Source organism: Apibacter sp. B3935, from assembly GCF_009827705.1.
Lineage (GTDB): Bacteria > Bacteroidota > Bacteroidia > Flavobacteriales > Weeksellaceae > Apibacter.
In genome coordinates this window covers 41,346-61,543 of sequence record NZ_WINL01000002.1, presented here as the reverse complement: position 1 = coordinate 61,543, position 20,198 = coordinate 41,346, and the positions used below count along the sequence as shown (strand labels likewise).

The following is a 20,198-nucleotide window of genomic DNA, read 5'->3' as shown; positions in this document are numbered from 1 at the left end:
AATGCTTTTAATGTTTCAGCCTTGTTCCACGAAAGCTTGTAAAACTATAGTTAAATTTGGCAGGTATTCTGACTTACTTCATTTTAAGAACCTTCCCAAGAAAGAAACTCCTCAGTGGTATATCTCTTAAAACGTACTAGAAGATTACAGCAGCGGGCCTGTTTCGGATTTTCACCGAATTCCCTTTTAAGATTGCCTATTTACCGGTAAATAGCAATCACCAAATTTAGGCAAATATAAATAAATATTTTTAGGGCATCCGTATTGATTATTTGGGTAGTATCAATTAATTCTAAAAAAAGATCAATTTTTTAAACGAACTATAGTAAGTTGAATTAAAAAATCATTAGATTTGAATGATGAACGTACAACTTCCTGAAAAATTATATTATTCCATAGGTGAAGTAGCACAGGCTTTTAATGTTAATACTTCACTTATAAGGTTTTGGGAAAAAGAATTTGATAGTATTTCACCCAAAAAGAATAAAAAAGGAGACCGTTTCTTTACTCCAAAAGATATTGATAATTTTAAAATAATTTTTCATTTAGTAAAAGAAAAAGGATATACTTTAGAAGGAGCAAAAGTTGTTTTACAATCTCAAAAAAATTTATCCAAAAAAGTTGAAATCATTGCTCGTTTAGAGTTGGTGAAGGCAGAATTAATTAAGTTAAAAGAATTATTAGACGAATAAAAATTTAAATAAAGACAATATGAAATTACCTAAGTTTTTAATGGCAGACAATTCGGATTTTCCTGAAGATTTATTTGTTGTGCATACAGAGTTTCCTAGATTTATATTAAATGTAGAAGAAGAAGAGGTTGAATGGTTTGATGATTTGGAAGGAGAAGAGGAAGAGGTTGCTAATGAAGTAAATTCATTGATTCAACAAGCATTCGATTTTTGCGATGCTGAAATCGAAAAATACGATGATGATGAAGAGGAGTAATGACTTCTTAGATTTATTTATGATATTAAAAAAAGTAAGCAGTTAAATCACTGCTTATTTTTTTATAATTTATCTATTTTGCTTTTAATCATCAATTTCACAACCTTGAATTCGATATTGATGTTTAAATTTTTCTGCCCATTTTTTCCATTCTTCAGGTTTTATTTTTTGATTATTATCATTTTTCAAAAATGATAGGATGTAATCTTCTGAAAAATCCTTAGGAAAGTTTTGCATGGGATCAAATTCATCATTATACCATTTTTCATTGATTAGATAATTATATTGATTTACATCGAAATTGAATCCATATTTGTGATAAGAATTAGTTGCCGATGAAGTGAAAGTTGTTTTCATAACCTCTTCATTCATTTGAGCGATTAGATTTTTATTATGTTTATTTTTTCTAAAATACATTGCTGCATTTAACAATTGTTTTTTTTCATTAACACCATCTATATCATACCATATTTTAAGCCAATACTCTTTTTTATACATTCCCATAAGAATTGAATTAAGTATCCAATATTTTGCTCTAGTACTATTATTTGCTAATTTTAATCTATATAATATACTATAAAATTTATATTTATTATAAAAAAAAGATTTCATAATAAAATAGGGTGCCGTTATAAGTTTTGGACAAATTGAAGATATGTAGGAGTTAATTTTAAATTGTTCAAATTTATGATATTCCATAAAATTATGATTTCCCAACCATCCAAGTCTGAGTAAAGAAATATTTTCTTTATTCATTATTTCATTTAATTCATTTACATTTATTTTTTTAGTAAACCAAACATCCTCTTCAGTAATTATAAAATAAGGAGTTGATTCTTTAACTGAGTTTATCCAAAGTTGAGTAGGAATTTTAAAACCATTTATATCTTTTCCTGACCTTAAATTTTCTTTAATTGCTTCTTCTTTTTCTTTATAATTTTCAGATTTTATAATTTTAATAAATGGATATTTATTTTTTATTTTGTTTAGATACTTTTCAGGTGTTCCATCATCTAAAACTTTGATAGTATAATCTCCTATAACATATTTCTGAATGCTAGTTAAACATCTATCAAGGTAAAAAGGACGATTGAAAGACTTAATTAATATATCCATGGTTTATAATTTTGAATAAATTTTATATAAAAAAGTAAAAATATATTTATTTTTAGAAAAAAGGAAATAAAGTAAATATTTAATAGAAATAGAATAATTGTTACGATATTTTTTTACTAAAAATTTTAATTGATCTGCATCTTTTCTGTAAAAACAAATTTTCATGGCATATAACAAATCATTTTTATTAATTGGAAAATCTATATCTTCTATATTAATAAATGATTGTGGATTAAACGCATCATAACTGTCTTTACCATTATCTAGACTTTCTCGATAAAATTCACGGGCTTTATAGATAAACAACCATTGCACTAGTCTGTTTTTGGTTTTTGAAAGTGAATGATTGGTTTTTCTGTATGAAATTAAAGTATCAGGTATATTTACAATTTTTTTACCTTCTGAAAATAACCGTAAAATGAGATCATAGTCTTCCGTATAAATCATTTTTTCTCGATAAAAAACTTTTTCATTTCTAAACATTATAGAAGAATGATAGAATAAATTGTTTTTAAGAATGTTTCTTTTTAATTCATGATAATCGGTTAAAGCTATAAAATCATTACAAATAGTATTGTTTTCATCAATTATATGAGCACTGCTGCCTATTAAAAATACATCCGGATTATTCTCCAGAAATTCAACTTGTTTTTCCAATCGATTGGGTAGTGCAAGATCATCAGCATCTAATATGGCCAAATATTTACCTTTAGCATTTTCAATTCCGATATTACGGGATTTTATAACAAATAGGTTTTTATCGTTATTAATAAGTTTGATTCGTGAATCTCTTATACAAAATTCTTCTACAATCGATTGAGTTCTATCGGATGAGCCATCATTAATAACCAGCAATTCAAAATTTGTATACGTTTGATTGATCAATGATTCAATTGATGCAGATATATGTTTTTCTGCATTGTAAGCAGCCATAATAACTGATACGAGGGGAGTCATAAAATTATATATAAATACAAAAGTAAAATATTTTTAATTAAACTGTGTATAGCGGCTTTTTTTTAATAAAAAAGTTTTGGAAATTCATTCTTACGTCATCTATAGGATAACAGAACAATAAATGAATATTGATTATTAAAAATGTAAATAAAATTCGATAAAGTATTAATAATTAATTTAATAATTTGAGTTAAATTCAAAGAAAATTTTTAATTTAGCAAAAAATTTAGGGCGTTCATATATAATAGAGATTCTGATAATTAAAGCTCAGGTTTTTATAACTGTATGTAGTGCACCTGAATATATCTTTTTTAAAGTTTAGTGTTTTAATTAATTCAGAAAAAAAATAAAAAGATCATGGTACAAATTCTCTTTAAGATGGTGTTAGTTATTATGGATTACATAATGTCAATGTTCAGTTAATTAGAAAATTATATACATGTGAAAAGTTCAGTTAATGTAAATTAACTGAACTTTTTAATTATTTTTAATAAGTAATCAAATTATGAAAAAATTACTAGGAAGGTTAATGCTGTTAGTAATGGGATGGAAATTTAAAAATGAAGTGCCTGTTAATGAATTAAGAAAATGCGTATTAATTTGTGCTCCCCATACCTCGAATTGGGATTTATATTATTGTTTAGCCAGTTTTTGGTGTTTAAAAATTCCTTATAAAGTAATGATTAAAGATGCTTATACCAAGCCATGGTATGGATTCTTTTTCAAAGCACTCGGATGTTTAGGAGTCGATCGAAGTCAATGGAATAATTTGGTTCAGTATTCATCGGAACTAATAAAAAATTCTGATTCGATGGCTTTAATAAATACTCCGGAAGCCACTCGCTCCCGTGCCTTACAATGGAAAAAAGGTTTTTACTATATAGCTAAGCAAGCGAACGTTCCGATTGCTCTAGCCTATGCCGATTATAAAAACAAAGTAACCGGTGTTTCCAAATTAATTTATATTGGCAATCAAACGATTGAAGAGATATTTGACCAAATAGAAGACTTTTATAAACCGGAAATGGCTAAATTTCCAGAAAACTATAATCCTAAGATTTATTAAATTAGATTATCTAAATTCTTAGGCATTAAAAATATTTTTTGACTTCTTATATTGCCGGAACAAGTCAGCAACTTTAAGATTTTATTTGTAAAAATCAGATTTCCGGCAAGAATATTCTGTTTATGACTATTGCCTGCAATTTTAATGGATATATAACATATATCAACGTTATGGATGATAGTAATAAGTCTCTGATCTGGATAATTGCACCGTATTAAACGTCATTGATTTCTATGTTTTTCCGCATTATATAGAAAAACATTTTACTGATTCTGTGCTGCAAATCTATTCTATATGATGTATAAAAATAACTTAAAATTAGTAACCATCAATAATCAACAGTACATAATTGTTGATAACAAATGGTTATACAATTGTTTGAACAAAACATTCAAACAATATATAAGTTTAATTACATGTTTGATCTTGAGGACAAACTTTATACAATTCAAAATTTAAAATAAACGTAGCATCTTTACTGTTTATATAATTGGATTCTCTACCGTATGCCAATCGAGAAGGCACGATGATTAAACCTTGTAAGACATGGTAAAGGTCATTTTTAGATTTATTAGTTGGTTTGAAATCCTTTAATCCGTCAACAATACCTTTAATTACATAATAGTTTTCACTTTGAATCGTATCGTTTTTGGGCTTTTTGTAAAAGAAAGGGTCTTCTTGTGCAATCCCTGAATTATCAATTGTACTTGATGAAGTATTCAAGGTTGAATATCCATTACCTCCTTCAGTTGCAACAAAATATTTTAATGAATAATGAATAAGTATATTGTTTTTACCGTCAGCTATATTCGAGGTGTTTATGCCCTGATCCGCCTTTGGATTTTTAACTACCCAGTATCCTAAAGGAGATTTTATTGCATTTTTGCTCAAAGGCTCTTTATCAGTTGGAGTAACCGTATCAGAAAATTTGGTTACTTTCCCAAGATCATCAAAATAATAATTATTTAAAAAATTAACAATAGCCATATCATCAGCTGTATTTTGCTCATCAACGGATAAGGTTGAGGCGTTATTATCATCGCTTCCACACGAAACAAAAAATAAAAGAGAAAAGATACAGGCGGCTAAAAGGGATTTTTTAATCATGTAAATAAAATATGTTAATTTAGTTGCTAATTTACAATTAAATTTAATTTTAAAGACCAATTTTTTCAACCAATGAGAATAGATAAATTTTTATGGTGTGTGCGTTTCTATAAAACGCGGGCAATTGCCACCGAAGAATGTAAGAAAAATCGAGTATTTTTAGATGAAGCTCCCTTGAAGCCTTCAAAAGAAATATTAGTTGGTGAAACGTATAAAATTAGAAAAAATCAGATTGACTATACGATCCAAGTTATACAAATTCCTCCCAATCGGGTAGGAGCAAAACTGGTTCCTTTATATATTAAAGACCTGACAGATCCTGAGCAGATTGAAATGATGAAATCAAGAACACAAACGCAAAACTATTATAGACAAAAAGGGTTAGGCAGGCCCACCAAAAAGGATAGGAGAGAGTTAGACGATTATACTCTGGAATGGGAGGATGAATAAATACACTAAAAGTTTATTTAGTATTTTTTAGTACGGTAATGATTTCATTGCTTATTTCTTCCGGAGTTTTTTGGTTAACCGCTATCTTATAAGCTGCCGACTCATAAAATGTTGAACGTTCAAATAAATGCTTGGCAATAAATTCCGGTAAAGATTCGTCTTCTAAATGAGCAATAAGAGGGCGGTGTTCTTTTTCTTTACTTAACCTTTTTGCCAATTCCGAAGCATTCATTTTTAAATAGAAGGAGAAGCTTTTTTCTTTGATCTTATTCATGTTGCGATGATAAATGGGAGTGCCTCCTCCTAAACTCAACACTATATTGTCACCGTTTAATAATTCATTCAGATAAAAATTTTCTTTTTTACGAAAATAAATTTCTCCATGGATGGAAAAAATTTCTTGAATGGACTTATTTTCTTGAACTGAAATATACTCATCTAAATCAATAAATGTTATGTTGAGAGATTTCGCAAGATATTTGCCAACAGTAGATTTTCCACTTCCCATATAACCCAATAAAGAAATAATCATACGTTCAGATTTTTTACAAATATCATATTTTTTTATCAAATATATTTGCATACCCAAAAAAAGTCATTATATTTGCACTCGCTAAACGAAAATGCTTAGCAAACACTAAATAAAGACCTGGTAGCTCAGTTGGTAGAGCACAACACTTTTAATGTTGGGGTCCTGGGTTCGAGCCCCAGCCAGGTCACAATCTATTCAAAGAATAGATTATATATACATTTAGGGAGACCTGGTAGCTCAGTTGGTAGAGCACAACACTTTTAATGTTGGGGTCCTGGGTTCGAGCCCCAGCCAGGTCACATTTTGAAAATTCGCGCTTGAGATTCTCAAGCTTTTCTTGTTTATGACTCCGTAGCTCAGTTGGTAGAGCAATTGACTCTTAATCAATGGGTCGAGAGTTCGAGCCTCTCCGGGGTCACTTAAAAATCAATGAGTTACAAATTTTTTGTAGCTCTTTTTATTTCGCGTACGTAAACAAATCATAAACATCTCCTTTTTTTTCGTATATGCCTTGCTAATTTATAAGCATTTCTTCATATTTATTTAAGGTTATGATCAAAACTTGAACCTTGATTGCATATTTTATTTTTAAAATTACGAAAACTTTAATTTAAGCCATAAACTTATATTTTTTAAAATTTTCAAAGTAAATATCTGAATAGTGTTGATAATTCAACCAATTAAATTATAAATTCAAAATGATTTACTTTTTGGTGTAATGGTATAAAAAATAAAATTAATTACATATTTATAGAGGATTTCATATATAATGGTGTTTTTTCATTATTGCAAAACTTAAGTTTTAAAAAGTTAATTGTAAATTATTTTATAGAGAAATTCCTAAAATATAGTGTTTTTATGATTATATAAAATAAAAAATTGGATGGATAGTTATTTATATGAATTTCTATATAAATATGCGATAAGATAAAATAATAATTTAACTATTTAATTTTATTATATCAAAAATATTATTCTGATAAAAATATAAAGCGTATTCTTTTGCTTCATTTGAGTATTAATTTTAATTCAAATAAGAATTTCATTGGTAAAATAATAAGTTATTAATAAAAATTATAAATTATTTAATAAAGAATATAAAATAATTGAACAATAAACCGTGATAAAAATTAATTTAACACAATTTAAAATTTAATAATATGCTTAAATTTATTCTGTAACAATGTATATTGTAGTAAAAATATTTTATATTCGCATTTTAAATTTTTAAAATAAAAATAATAATATGAAAAAAAATGTACTTATTGTTTTAGTCGGAATCTTTATCAGCTCACGAGTTTTCGCTTTAGATCATCAACCTGAACAAGAAATTCAATTAAAAAAAAGCTTAGTAGCTTCCGCTAACTCAAATTATGATTCCATGGATGTCTTTGGGATCATGACTTTTCTTATGCAATATTCGGATCTATCCAAAAAATGGAATTATGAATTGGTTGGCTTAAGTTGGAACGAAATGTCGGAAGCTATTTATGGTAGTCCGGATAATGTTTTAAGTAAATTATCTTATTTATTTACATGGAAAGAAATAAATAATAGTAAAGTTTTACAAAAATTAAATTTAAATAGTAAATCATTTAGCGGAGTTTTTGAAGGGAAATATTTTAAGAATTTAGAATATTTATCTTGCTCATCTAATAAATTTAATGATCTAATCTTAACGAGTAATAATAAATTAAAAGAGCTTAATTGTTCTAATAATTTAATAAATAAACTGAATATTACCAAAAATACTAATTTAGTTTATTTAAATTGTTCAAAAAATTTATTAGAAAATTTGGATCTAACGAAAAATTATTATTTAAAAGAATTGAATTGTAATAATAATAAATTGAATACAATAGATGTATTTAAAAATGTTAATTTGACTGTTTTATCTTGCGATAATAATTTCCTGAATAATTTAGATGTTTATAGAAATTTTAATTTAAAAGAATTAAGTTGCAGTAATAATCAATTATCTAATGTAAATGTATACTATAATTCAAGTTTAATTAAATTAAGTTGCGGATATAATAAATTAACTACATTAAATGTTACGAAAAACATTAAATTAGAGAATTTGTTGTGTTATAATAATCAGATAAAATCCATAGATGTAACCAATAATGAAAATCTTAAAGAATTAATAATTTATAATAACCAGTTGAAAGACTTAGATCTAACTTATAATGTTAATTTAATTACGTTATATTGTTCTTCCAATCAGTTATCCAAGTTAGATGTATCTAAGAATAGTAAATTAAGAAATCTTTATTGTCATTACAATCAGTTAACTTCATTAAATATATCTAATAACTCAAATTTAGATATTTTGTATGCATATTACAATCAACTCAAATTTTCTACTTTACAAGGAAATTTTCTTAAAATTAAAGATAATTATATAAATCCTCAATCCATAATAAAAGGAGGAACGAAAGGTTTTCTAGAATTAATCGATCTATCCTCTGAATATATAATTAATGGTAAAAAAACCTCATTTGTTTGGTTAGATAGAGCAACTAATAAAAAAGTGAATATTTTTGCATCTAACGGTATGTTTTATGCCGGGCCCGAAAATATTGGCAGAACTTTAATTTGTTATATGGAAAATGATTTTATTCCCGGATTTAAGCAGGAATATGAAGTTACAATTTCAAATTCTATGATTCTTACAGCTAAAAATATGAATGCTTCTATACCTGAAGGTTTCAAAATGGTAGGAGTAAATGAAGATTTATTAAATTCTTTCCATGTTTCTCCCAATCCTTTTATAGACAACCTTAAGATTAATACATCATCTAAAGTTCAATCCGCAGATATATATAATTTTTCCGGAAAAAAAGTAAAAAGAATACCAATTATTAATAATAACATAATAAATTTAGAAGATCTCATCGCTGGAGCTTATTTTATAATATTTAAAACAGATCAAGGGTTTGTGTCCAAAAAAATTGTAAAAAAATAATATAAAGATTTAAAAGAGTAAAAACCTGCTATGTATAGCAGGTTTTTTTTATGTGGAAAATAGTGGGTTTGATATTGAAAGCGATAAATTTTATTATTAAAAATTGAATTTGGAAAATAATTTATAGAATAAATAATTAACTATTTATTTTTAAATAAGGTTAAAATAAAAATATATATATTAAATTAGCATATGTAAATAATAAATAATATAAAAATGTTATGAAAAAAAATCTACTTTTTATTTTATTGTGGTGTTTTACAGCAACACCACTGTTGGCAACCGTTAATATTTCTAAACAAGAAAATTACTTAAAAGAACATTTTGTAGCATCCACAACCACCAATTATGACCCTATGGATGTGTATGGAATATTGAATTTTTTTATGCAATATTCGGAAAGTGAAAAAAAATGGAATTATGAACTGGCGGGGTTAACCTGGGAAGAAATGGCTCAAGCTATTAATGGAAATCCGGAGGTTATTTTTACAAAATTATCCGGTAAATTTGGTTGGAAAAATATCAATGGTTTAAAAGTTTTAACTCAATTAAATTTAAACTATAAAAATTATAATGGAGTTTTTAATGGAAATTATTTTAAGAACTTAGAAACATTGTATTGTACTGGCAATCAACTAACAACTATAGATATTACTAAAAATGTTAATTTGAAAGGTTTATATTGTAATTCGAATCAATTAACAACCTTGGATATCTCTAAAAATCTTGATTTAACATATTTAAATTGTTCTTCCAATCAATTAACAACCTTGGATATCTCTAAAAACTTTAATTTAAAAGAATTATATGGTTATTCCAATAAGTTAAAAGCCTTGGATGTATCTAAAAATGTTAATTTGATGCTTTTAAATATTTATTCAAATCAACTAACAACCTTGGATGTTTCTAAAAATGTTAATTTATTAGTTTTAAAGTGTTTTTCGAATCAATTAACAGCCTTGGATATCTCTAAAAATGTTAATTTGTATAGTTTAAATTGTAATTCTAATCAATTAACAACCTTAGATGTATCTAAAAATAGTAAACTAATATTTTTAGATTGTTATTCCAATAAGCTAAAAGCCTTAGATGTCTCTAAAAATGTTAATTTGACAGATTTATATTGTTATTCCAATCAAGTAACAACTTTGGATGTCACTAAAAATGTTAATTTAATAACATTACATTGTAATTTGAATCAATTAACCACCTTAGATGTCTCTAAAAATGTTAATTTAACCACATTAAATTGTTATTCCAATCAATTAACAACCTTAGATGTATCTAAAAATGTTAATCTACTATACTTATATTTTAGTGATAATAAGATAGCTCAATTGCTAGTTCCGAAAGTTCATAAGATAAGTGAATTAAGTGGAATTAATAACAATTTAAAGTTATCCACCTTAAAAGGAAATTTTCTTACAATTAAATCTTTAACATTAAACCCACAAGCAACGCTTCAAGGAGGAGCTAAAGGTATTTTTGAATTGATAGATTTATCATCAGAATATGCTATTGATGGAAAATATACCACCTATACCTGGTATGATAAAACAACTCAACAAGAAGTCGGCACGTATGCATTAAAAGGTAAATTTTATGCCGGTCCGGAAAATGCAGGCAAAACTTTGATCTGTAAGATGAAAAATGAATTAATTCCAAGCCTTGTTGTAGAATATGAAGTAACGATAAAAAATACCGTATCATTTGCTTCAAGAAATATAAATGAAAATATACCGGAAGGATTTGTACGGGTAGGTCCTCAAAAAAATGAAACAGAATCGATACAACTAACTCCAAATCCGGTAATAGATATATTAAAAATAAGTACAGCAGCAAAAGTAACATCAGCAAGTGTTTACAATTATGCAGGAAAAGAAGTTAAAAGATATCCAAAGGTAATAAATAATGAATTGGATTTACAAGATTTGCCTGCAGGAATTTATATCGTGAATATAGATACCGAAAAAGGAAGACTATCCAAAAAAATTATAAAAAAATAAGTTAAACAAAAATAAAGTAAAAAACCTGCTATTTAGCAGGTTTTTTTTATAAGAAAAATAATGGGTTAGATGTTGAAAACTATAAAATTTTTTAATTAAAAATAGAATTATTTAAAATAATTTATAAAATAAATAATTAACTATTTATTTTTAAATAAGGTTAAAATAAAAATAAATATATTAAATTAGCATATGTAAATAATAAAAAATAAAAAAATGTTATGAAAAAAAATCTACTTTTTATTTTATTGTGGTGTTTTACAGCAACACCACTGTTGGCAACCGTTGATATTTCTAAACAAGAAAATTACTTGAGAGAACATTTTGTAGTATCCACCGCCACCAATTATGATGCGATGGATGTATATGGAATATTGAATTTTTTTATGCAATATTCGGAAAGTGAAAAAAAATGGAATTATGAACTGGCGGGGTTAACCTGGGAGGAAATGGCTAAAGCTATTAATGGAAATCCGGAGGTTATTTTTACAAAATTATCCGGGGTATTTACATGGAAAGCAAGCAATAATTTTAAAGTTTTAACTCGATTAAACTTTAGCTACAAAAAATTTAATGGAGTTTTTGATGGAAAATTTTTTAAGAATTTAGAATCTTTACATTGTCATTCGAATCGATTAACAACTATAGATATCTCTAAAAATGTTAATTTGAAAAATATATTTTGTTCTTCGAATCAATTAACAACTATAGATGTCTCTAAAAATGTTAATTTGAAAGAATTATATTGTTATTCGAATCAATTAACTGCCTTGGATATCTCTAAAAATGTTAATTTACAAGTATTATCTTGTAATTCCAATAAGCTAAAAGCCTTGGATGTCTCTAAAAATGTTAATTTAACTAAGTTGCAATGTCATTTGAATCAATTAACAAATATAGATGTCTCTAAAAATGTTAATTTAACATATTTAGAATGTAATGACAATCAATTAAGGACCTTAGATGTCTCTAAAAATGTTAATTTGAATAATTTATATTGTGGTTCCAATCAGTTAACAACCTTGGATATCTCTAAAAATGTTAATTTAATATATTTTACTTGTTATTCCAATCAATTAACAACCTTGGATCTCTCTAAAAATGTTAATTTAACATATTTAAATTGTTATTCCAATAAATTAACAACTTTGGATGTATCTAAAAATGTTAATTTAATATATTTAAATTTTTATTCTAATCAATTAACCACCTTGGATGTATCTAAAAATGTTAATTTGAAAGAATTAAATTGTTCTTATAATCAATTAACAACGTTGGATGTAACTAAAAATGTTAATTTAATAAATTTATATTTTTATAACAATAAAATAGCTCAATTGCTAGTTCCGAAAGTTCATAAGATAAGTGAATTAAATGGAATTAATAATAATTTAAAATTATCCACTTTAAAAGGAAATTTTCTTACAATTAAATCTTTAAAATTAAACCCACAAGCAACGCTTCAAGGAGGAGATAAAGGAATTTTTGAAGTGTTGGATTTATCATCAGAATATACTATCGATGGAAAATATACTACTTATACCTGGTATGATAAAACAACTCAAAAAGAAGTCGGCGTCTATGCGCTAAAAGGTAAATTTTATGCCGGTCCGGAAAATGCAGGCAAAACTTTGATCTGTAGAATGAAAAATGAATTAATTCCAAACCTTGTTGTAGAATATGAAGTAAAGATAAAAAATACCGTATCATTTGCTTCAAGAAATATAAATGAAAATATATCGGAAGGATTTGTATGGGTAGGTCCTCAAAAAAATGAAACAGAATCGATTCAACTATTTCCAAATCCGGTAATAGATATATTAAAAATAAATACTACAGCAAATGTAACATCGGCAAGTGTTTACAATTATGCAGGAAAAGAAGTTAAAAGATATCCAAGGGTAATAAATAATGAATTGGATTTACAAGATTTACCTGCAGGAATTTATATCCTAAATCTTACAACCGATCAGGGAATAGTTTCTAAGAAAATTATTAAAAAATAAATTATAATAAATAAAAAAAAAACCTGCTCTTAAGCAGGTTTTTTTTTATGTAAGTATAGAATTGATTATTTACAACTAAAGACTGTATTCAAAACCACTTCGTTAAAAATAAATATCTGTTATAATTCGTATATATTACTGTTTATCTTTTATGTTTATCAACGCATTTTCTTCATTAAGAAATCTATAAAAGATTATTATATGGTAATAGTTTATGAGAAAAAATGTAAAATATATTTTTTAAAAATATAATATATTTAATTAAATATATTATATTAGCATAAAAATATATAATATTAATAGTATGAAAAGAAATCTATTATTTATTTTGGCGTTCATGTTTGTAAGTGCCAATATGCCGGCTAAAAATTTAATTCTGGATAAAAAAGATTACAATGTAAATAACAATGTGGTCTCATTTATTTCAAAATATAACCCAAGAGATGTCTATGGATTATTAAATTTTCTAATGCAATATTCAGAAGAAACAAAAAAATGGAATTATGAGATACTCGAGTTGACCTGGAAAGATATTTATAACGCTTTAATGGGTAGACCCGAAGTTTTGATTGATAAATTATCTTCAAGGTTGAAATGGGAAAAGGAAGAGGGTCTTAATGTTTTAACTGAAATTGATTTTAATGGTTTTGAAGATAGGAAACTTGTTGGAAAATTTAGTGGTAGAAATTTTAGATATTTAAAAAAATTACATATTAATGACAATAAAATAGAATCCTTAGATATAACAAAGAATATATTTCTTAAATATTTATATTGTTCAAATAATCAAATTAATACATTAGATCTATCTAAAAATATTAGTTTATATGAAATATATTGTAGAAATAACAATTTGTCTATATTAGATGTATCTAATAATATAAATTTAGTAAATCTGTTCTGTGAAGAAAATAAACTTACCCAATTAAACTTATCAAACTCAAAATATCTAAAATTTTTAGCATGTGATGCAAATCAATTAACAACTATAGATGTATCCGTTTGTTCATACTTGCAACATCTGTTATGTGCTAAAAACCTGCTTACTGAAATTGATGTATCAAAGAATTTTGAATTATATAGATTAGATTGTTACAATAATAGTATTTCAGCTTTAGATTTATCTAATAATTCAAAATTAGAAGTTTTATACGGTCATAATAATCAATTGACTAAATTAGATCTATCAAAGAATTCTAAATTGCATGTTTTAAATTGTTCCTATAATAAGCTAACGAGTCTTGATGTAGCAATGGATGTATTTCAATTATCTTGTTCTCATAATTTTTTGAAATTTTCAACTTTAAATATAAATAGTAAAAACTTAGTAAATGCTTATGTGGAACCTCAGGAAACAATACAAGGAGGGAGTAAAGGTTTTTATGAGATCATAGATTTATCTTCGGAATTCAAATCTAAAAATGGGGTGCAAACATATTATTTATGGTATGATAAAGCAACCGGTTTGCCGGTAACTATGTATGCATATAAAGGGCGATTTATAGCAGGTCCGAAAAATGCTGGAAAAACATTGATTTGTAAGATGAGAGGTGGTTCCATATTCTTATATTTTAAATTAGAATATGAAGTAACTATACAAAAAATTTTACCTTTTTCTGCCAAAAGTTTAACAACCTTCATACCGGAAAATTTTAAACTCATAGGAGGGCAAGAAAATGAAACAGAATCGATACAACTATTTCCTAATCCGGTAATAGATATATTAAAAATAAGTACAGCAGCAAAAGTAACATCAGCAAGTGTTTACAATTATGCAGGAAAAGAAGTTAAAAGATATCCAAAGGTAATAAATAACGAATTGGATTTACAAGATTTACCTGCGGGAAATTATATCGTAAACCTTACAACCGATCAGGGAATACTTTCTAAGAAAATTATTAAAAAGTAAATTATAATAATTAAAGAACCTGCTAAAGAGCAGGTTTTTTTTATAAGAAAAATATTGCGTTGGATATTGAAATAGATAAATTTTTTTAATAAAAATAGAATTATTTAAAATAATTTATAAAATAAATAATTAACTATTTATTTTTAAATAAGGTTAAAATAAAAATAAATATATTAAATTAGCATATGTAAATAATAAAAAATAAAAAAATGTTATGAAAAAAAATCTACTTTTTATTTTATTGTGGTGTTTTACAGCAACACCACTGTTGGCAACAATAGATATTTCCAAACAAGAAAATTACTTGAGAGAACATTTTGTAGCATCCACTACCACTAATTATGACGCGATGGATGTATATGGAATATTGAATTTTTTTATGCAATATTCGGAAAGTGAAAAAAAATGGAATTATGAACTGGCGGGGTTAACCTGGGAAGAAATGGCTAAGGCTATTAATGAAAATCCGGAGGTTATTTTTACAAAATTATCCTGGATATTTGGTTGGAAAGCTAGCAATAATATTAAAGTTTTAACTAAATTAAATTTAAGTTCCAGGAAATTTAATGGAGTTTTTGATGGAAGATATTTTAAGAACTTAGAATATTTAAATTGTTATGACAATCGATTGAAAGCTATAGATTTATCTAAAAATGTTAATCTAACAGAATTAAATTGTTCCATGAATCCGTTAAAAACTATAGATGTATCTAAAAATGTTAATTTAACTAATTTACGATGTTATTGGAATCAATTGACAACCTTGAATGTATCAAATAATGTTAATTTGAAGTATTTAGAATGTATTTTGAATGAATTAACCACATTGGATGTATCAAAAAATGTTAATTTAACAAATTTAAGTTGTGATAACAATCAATTAGCAACTTTGGATGTGTCTAAAAATGTTAATTTGAAAGAATTATATTGTAGTCGCAATAAACTAAAAGCATTGGATATGTCTAAAAATGTTAATTTAATATATTTAGGTTGTGATTACAATCAATTAATCACCTTGGATGTGTCTAAAAATGTTAATTTGAATGCTTTATGGTGTTTTTCGAATCAATTAACCACCTTGGATGTGTCTAAAAGTGTTAATTTAACAAATTTAAATTGTTATAACAATCAATTAACCACCTTGGATGTGTCTAAAAATATTAATTTAATAACATTATATTGTTATTCCAATAAACTAAAAGTATTTGATATGTCTAAAAATGTAAATTTAATACATTTAGGTTGTGATTACAATCAATTAACAAATTTAGATGTCTCTAAAAATATTAATTTAACATACTTAAATTGTAGTAATAATAAGATAGCTCAATTGTTAATTCCGAAAATAAATAAGATAAGTGAATTAAATGGAATTAATAATAATTTAAAAATATCCACTTTAAAAGGAAATTTTCTTACAATTAAATCTTTAAAATTAAACCCACAAGCAACGCTTCAAGGAGGAGATAAAGGAATTTTTGAAGTGTTAGATTTATCTTCAGAATATAATATTGATGGAAAATATACTACCTATACCTGGTATGATAAAACAACTCAACAAGAAGTCGGCGTCTATGCGCTAAAAGGTAAATTTTATGCCGGTCCGGAAAATGCAGGCAAAACTTTGATCTGTAAGATGAAAAATGAATTATTTCCAAACTTTGTTTTAGAATATGAAGTAACGATAAAAAATACCGTATCATTTGCATCAAGAAATATAAATGAAAATATATCGGAAGGATTTGTATGGGTAGGTCCTCAAAAAAATGAAACAGAATCGATACAACTATTTCCTAATCCGGTAATAGATATATTAAAAATAAATACTACAGCAAATGTAACATCGGCAAGTGTTTACAATTATGCAGGTAAAGAAGTTAAAAGATATCCAAGGGTAATAAATAATGAATTGGATTTACAAGATTTACCTGCGGGAATTTATATCGTGAATCTTATAACCGATCAAGGTATAGTAACAAAGAAAATCATAAAAAAATAAATTAGAAAAGTGTAAAAAAACCTGCATAAAGTGCAGGTTTTTTTATTTATAAGTTGGTAAAATTAGATATTAAAAAAACACTTCATTAAAGACCGATTTAAAATAAAGTTTATAGTTCAATTGCTTATATAATTCCCTGCTTATTACGTATGTTTTTTTGCTAAAAATTAGCTGTGCCATATTCTATAGATAATCATGGAAATAATTGATTCTCAAAAATTAAACGGGATCCATGTTAGGATCTACAAATAAAAAATATTTTATTTTTAATAACTAATTTTTTAAATAATTATTGATATATTAGCATATTAAAATTTATAAAATAATAATATTATGAAAAAAAATTTATTTTTTATGTTGTTATGTGCCTTATTAAGCGTAACAATGCTGGCTAAAGATCCTGTTTTGGAAAAAAGACATTATTTAGTAAGTAATTTTGATGTTTCAAAAATCTCTGTTTATGATCCAAGGGATGTTTTAGGAATTTTGAATTTTTTAATGCAATATTCTGAAGAGGATAACAAATGGAATTATGAACAGTTAGGGTTGACCTGGAAAGATATGGTTGATGCCATAAATGGTAAACCTCACTCCATTATCTTAAAATTTTTTAACAGATTTGGGTGGGAAGACAAAAATGGTATTAAAGTTTTAACTTTTTTAGATTTAAGTAATTACAGACATTTAATTGGAACTAAATTTTACGGAGAATTTGATGGGAAATACTTTAGAAATTTAAAAGAATTATCTATAAACTCAACACAATTAACCTCAATTGATTTATCTAAAAATTTAAAGTTAACAAGATTAGTTTTTAAAGAAAATTATTCAGCTTCATTAGATGTATCTAAGAATATTAACTTAAAATTTTTAGATTGTAGCGAAAATTCATTAAATAATTTGGACTTGTCAAAAAATGTTAAATTAGTAAGTTTGAATTGTTCTAATAATCAATTTACCACTTTAGATTTATCAAAAAATGTGGAATTAGAAGATTTATACTGTGATAATAATCAATTAACATCGTTGGATTTATCAAATAATCTTAAATTAAAAAGATTAAATTGTTCTGAAAATAAACTAATTACTTTAGATGTATCGAATAAAAAACTTGAATATTTAGATTGTTCTAAAAATGAACTTAAAACTTTAAATGTATCCAATGCTATTTCTTTGGAAAAATTATATTGTCATGAAAATAAGCTAGCTACATTAGACGTACTCAATAATACTGAGCTGGTAGACTTATATTGTTATGATAATAAGCTTACTTCTTTAAATACATCTAAAAATAGTAAATTAAGTGATCTCGTTTGTGCGTATAATCAATTAAGCTCGTTAGACATTACGGCTAATAAATTATTTATATTAGTTGCATATGATAATCAATTTAAAATTTCAACCCTTAAAGGTGATTACGCTAAAGTAGCAATTGTCGCATTTAATCCACAATCAACTCTACAGGGAGGTACAAAGGGTTACTTAGATATATTGGATCTTTCTTCTGAATATAATATTCGAGGAAAGAAAACAACCTATGTTTGGTATGATAAAGCTACCAAAAAAGAGGTAAAAGTGAATGGAAGTAGAGGTAAGTTTTATGCAAATCGAAAAAATGCAGGAAAAACATTGATTTGTGAAATGAAAAATGATTTAATTCCCGATCTAAATTTAAGGTACGAAGTAACCATAGCCAATTCCGCAAGATTTGTTGAAAATAATACGAATGCGTTTGCTATTGAAGAAATTAAATCAGAAAATCCTTCAAAAAATTGGGCTGAATCAGTTTTAATATATCCTAATCCGGTTGTTGATATTGTAAAGATCACATCACCTTTTAAAACTTTATCTATTGATGTGTATAATTATTCTGGAAAATTAGTAAAAACTTTTCCATCGCTTAAAAATAACGAAATAAATGTGCAAGACCTGGCTCCCGGAATTTATATAGTAACACTTACAACCGATCAAGGTATAGTTACTAAGAAAATCATAAAAAAATAATTTACAAAAATGTAAAAAAACCTGCACTTGATGCAGGTTTTTTTATTTTGAAATATTATTTAAAACTATATAATAGATAACTTATACTACTGTTTAAAATCCTTTTTACTCAATGAATAAATTTAGAATTTACCGTTTTTATTTTTATGTTCAGCATTTGCAGGTATGGTTTCCACAATATCCCAATGTTCAGCAATTTTGCCATTTTCAATTCTGAATAAATCATAGAATGAAGTGGGTTTATTGGCCATAACGCCTTCAGAAACTACTAATACAAAATTTCCTTCTCCTAAGATTTTATGAATTTGAGTGTATTTGAAAGTAAGTCCCATTTTAGTCAATTTCTCTAAGCCGGCTTTTAATCCGTCTAACCCGTCACCAATGAGTGGGTGGTGTTGAATGTAATTATTTCCGTTAAAATAATTTTCCAAGTTGGAAGGATTTTTACCCATCAATACATCCGTTACAAAACCTTCGGCTAACGCTTTGTTTGCTTTCAATCCGGCCTCATCGGTTTCTTTGATAGTAGTATCACCATCTATCAATGTATGTCCGCTTGGATTCTTCGGTTGTTCAGCTTGTAAATTGTCCCAATGTTCTACAATTAATCCGTTTTCAAAACGGAAAATATCAAATCCAACGGTTGGAGTTTTATACCCATATTCCGTTTGGGCAACAACATAATCCCCGTCACTCAACATACGTACAATGTTAACACTCGGTTTAGAGGCTGATAAACTTTTCATAAGGCTCTTAAACCCTTCAACACCGTCAGCCGCTTCCAAATTGTGTTGAATATATTTATTCGGATTAATGTATTTCAACGGTTCTTCATTTCCTGTACTAAATGAAGAAAGTAACTCCCTAACTTTTTCTTTATTAGAAGGTTCTTTGTTTTCTGTGGTAGGATCTTCTACCTTTTCAGTGTTTGTTTGATCCGTAGCTTCAACAGGTTCTTTTTTAGTTTGGTTGCAAGAAACTGCCAACAAAGCTATTCCGACTACCGCTGCTAGATAACTTATTTTTTTCATATTATTATAAATTAATTATTTATTATTCATCAATTCACTTATAGGCATTTTTAATTTTTTATGTTTATAAAAACCTGAGTACTTACTGTTTTTCAACTG

15 protein-coding genes, 3 tRNA genes, 1 CRISPR repeat array and 1 riboswitch are annotated in these 20,198 nt (G+C 26.2%); of the genes, 13 read left to right on the top strand and 5 right to left on the bottom strand.

What is annotated here, in order from left to right; genetic code table 11:
• Window positions 1-40: 40 nt before the first annotated feature.
• Window positions 41-240: riboswitch (cobalamin riboswitch) on the bottom strand.
• A 119-nt stretch (window positions 241-359) separates the two neighbouring features.
• Together GFV00_RS03220 and GFV00_RS03215 are read left to right on the top strand one after the other, a co-directional pair.
• Window positions 360-692: a MerR family transcriptional regulator gene (locus GFV00_RS03220; RefSeq protein ID WP_160557310.1), complete on the top strand. Its 333-nt coding sequence runs from the start codon at window positions 360-362 to the stop codon at window positions 690-692.
• A 19-nt stretch (window positions 693-711) separates the two neighbouring features.
• On the top strand, window positions 712-948 hold the full coding sequence (locus GFV00_RS03215; protein ID WP_160557243.1) for a hypothetical protein: 237 nt from the start codon (window positions 712-714) through the stop codon (window positions 946-948).
• Between the two features lie 84 nt (window positions 949-1,032).
• On the opposite strand, the gene GFV00_RS03210 is transcribed toward GFV00_RS03215, so the two are convergent.
• Window positions 1,033-2,064 carry a glycosyltransferase family 2 protein gene (locus GFV00_RS03210; protein WP_160557244.1) on the bottom strand — a complete coding sequence of 344 codons (1,032 nt, stop codon included), beginning with the start codon at window positions 2,062-2,064 and terminating at the stop codon, window positions 1,033-1,035.
• A gap of 3 nt (window positions 2,065-2,067) precedes the next feature.
• A complete protein-coding gene (locus tag GFV00_RS03205) occupies window positions 2,068-3,021 on the bottom strand; it encodes a glycosyltransferase family 2 protein (protein ID WP_160557245.1) in 954 nt (317 codons plus the stop codon).
• 505 nt (window positions 3,022-3,526) lie between these two features.
• On the opposite strand from GFV00_RS03205, the gene GFV00_RS03200 reads away from it, so the two are divergent.
• Entirely contained in the window at window positions 3,527-4,087 is a 561-nt protein-coding gene (locus GFV00_RS03200) for a 1-acyl-sn-glycerol-3-phosphate acyltransferase (RefSeq protein ID WP_160557246.1), read from the top strand.
• 408 nt (window positions 4,088-4,495) lie between these two features.
• Here GFV00_RS03200 and GFV00_RS03195 read toward each other — a convergent pair whose 3' ends face one another.
• A complete protein-coding gene (locus GFV00_RS03195) occupies window positions 4,496-5,194 on the bottom strand; it encodes a hypothetical protein (protein WP_160557247.1) in 699 nt (232 codons plus the stop codon).
• A 72-nt stretch (window positions 5,195-5,266) separates the two neighbouring features.
• Between GFV00_RS03195 and GFV00_RS03190 the strand changes: the two genes are divergently transcribed.
• Window positions 5,267-5,644, top strand: a complete 378-nt coding sequence (locus GFV00_RS03190; RefSeq protein WP_160557248.1) for an RNA-binding S4 domain-containing protein — start codon at window positions 5,267-5,269, stop codon at window positions 5,642-5,644.
• A gap of 13 nt (window positions 5,645-5,657) precedes the next feature.
• Here the strand turns inward: GFV00_RS03190 and GFV00_RS03185 are convergent, their stop codons facing one another.
• Window positions 5,658-6,176, bottom strand: a complete 519-nt coding sequence (locus GFV00_RS03185; RefSeq protein ID WP_160557249.1) for a shikimate kinase — start codon at window positions 6,174-6,176, stop codon at window positions 5,658-5,660.
• 114 nt (window positions 6,177-6,290) lie between these two features.
• Here GFV00_RS03185 and GFV00_RS03180 point away from each other — a divergent pair.
• The 9 genes from GFV00_RS03180 (at window position 6,291) to GFV00_RS03140 (ending at window position 19,068) form a co-directional block, all read left to right on the top strand.
• Window positions 6,291-6,363, top strand: a tRNA-Lys gene (locus GFV00_RS03180).
• A gap of 39 nt (window positions 6,364-6,402) precedes the next feature.
• Window positions 6,403-6,475, top strand: a tRNA-Lys gene (locus tag GFV00_RS03175).
• 46 nt (window positions 6,476-6,521) lie between these two features.
• Window positions 6,522-6,594 (top strand) — tRNA-Lys (locus GFV00_RS03170).
• 828 nt (window positions 6,595-7,422) lie between these two features.
• A complete protein-coding gene (locus tag GFV00_RS03165; RefSeq protein WP_160557250.1) occupies window positions 7,423-9,144 on the top strand; it encodes a T9SS type A sorting domain-containing protein in 1,722 nt (573 codons plus the stop codon).
• 221 nt (window positions 9,145-9,365) lie between these two features.
• Window positions 9,366-11,150 carry a T9SS type A sorting domain-containing protein gene (locus tag GFV00_RS03160; protein WP_160557251.1) on the top strand — a complete coding sequence of 595 codons (1,785 nt, stop codon included), beginning with the start codon at window positions 9,366-9,368 and terminating at the stop codon, window positions 11,148-11,150.
• A gap of 645 nt (window positions 11,151-11,795) precedes the next feature.
• Window positions 11,796-12,450: direct repeats of the CRISPR family, unit length 19 nt; unit sequence TCTCTAAAAATGTTAATTT.
• Window positions 12,451-12,487: 37 nt separating this feature from the next.
• Window positions 12,488-13,156, top strand: a complete 669-nt coding sequence (locus GFV00_RS03155; protein WP_160562687.1) for a T9SS type A sorting domain-containing protein — start codon at window positions 12,488-12,490, stop codon at window positions 13,154-13,156.
• 304 nt (window positions 13,157-13,460) lie between these two features.
• Window positions 13,461-15,065 carry a T9SS type A sorting domain-containing protein gene (locus GFV00_RS03150; protein ID WP_160557253.1) on the top strand — a complete coding sequence of 535 codons (1,605 nt, stop codon included), beginning with the start codon at window positions 13,461-13,463 and terminating at the stop codon, window positions 15,063-15,065.
• Between the two features lie 214 nt (window positions 15,066-15,279).
• Window positions 15,280-17,064 carry a leucine-rich repeat domain-containing protein gene (locus GFV00_RS03145; protein ID WP_160557254.1) on the top strand — a complete coding sequence of 595 codons (1,785 nt, stop codon included), beginning with the start codon at window positions 15,280-15,282 and terminating at the stop codon, window positions 17,062-17,064.
• Window positions 17,065-17,397: 333 nt separating this feature from the next.
• Window positions 17,398-19,068: a T9SS type A sorting domain-containing protein gene (locus tag GFV00_RS03140; RefSeq protein ID WP_160557255.1), complete on the top strand. Its 1,671-nt coding sequence runs from the start codon at window positions 17,398-17,400 to the stop codon at window positions 19,066-19,068.
• A 122-nt stretch (window positions 19,069-19,190) separates the two neighbouring features.
• Here the strand turns inward: GFV00_RS03140 and GFV00_RS03135 are convergent, their stop codons facing one another.
• Entirely contained in the window at window positions 19,191-20,099 is a 909-nt protein-coding gene (locus GFV00_RS03135) for a nuclear transport factor 2 family protein (protein WP_221411016.1), read from the bottom strand.
• Window positions 20,100-20,198 lie beyond the last annotated feature (99 nt).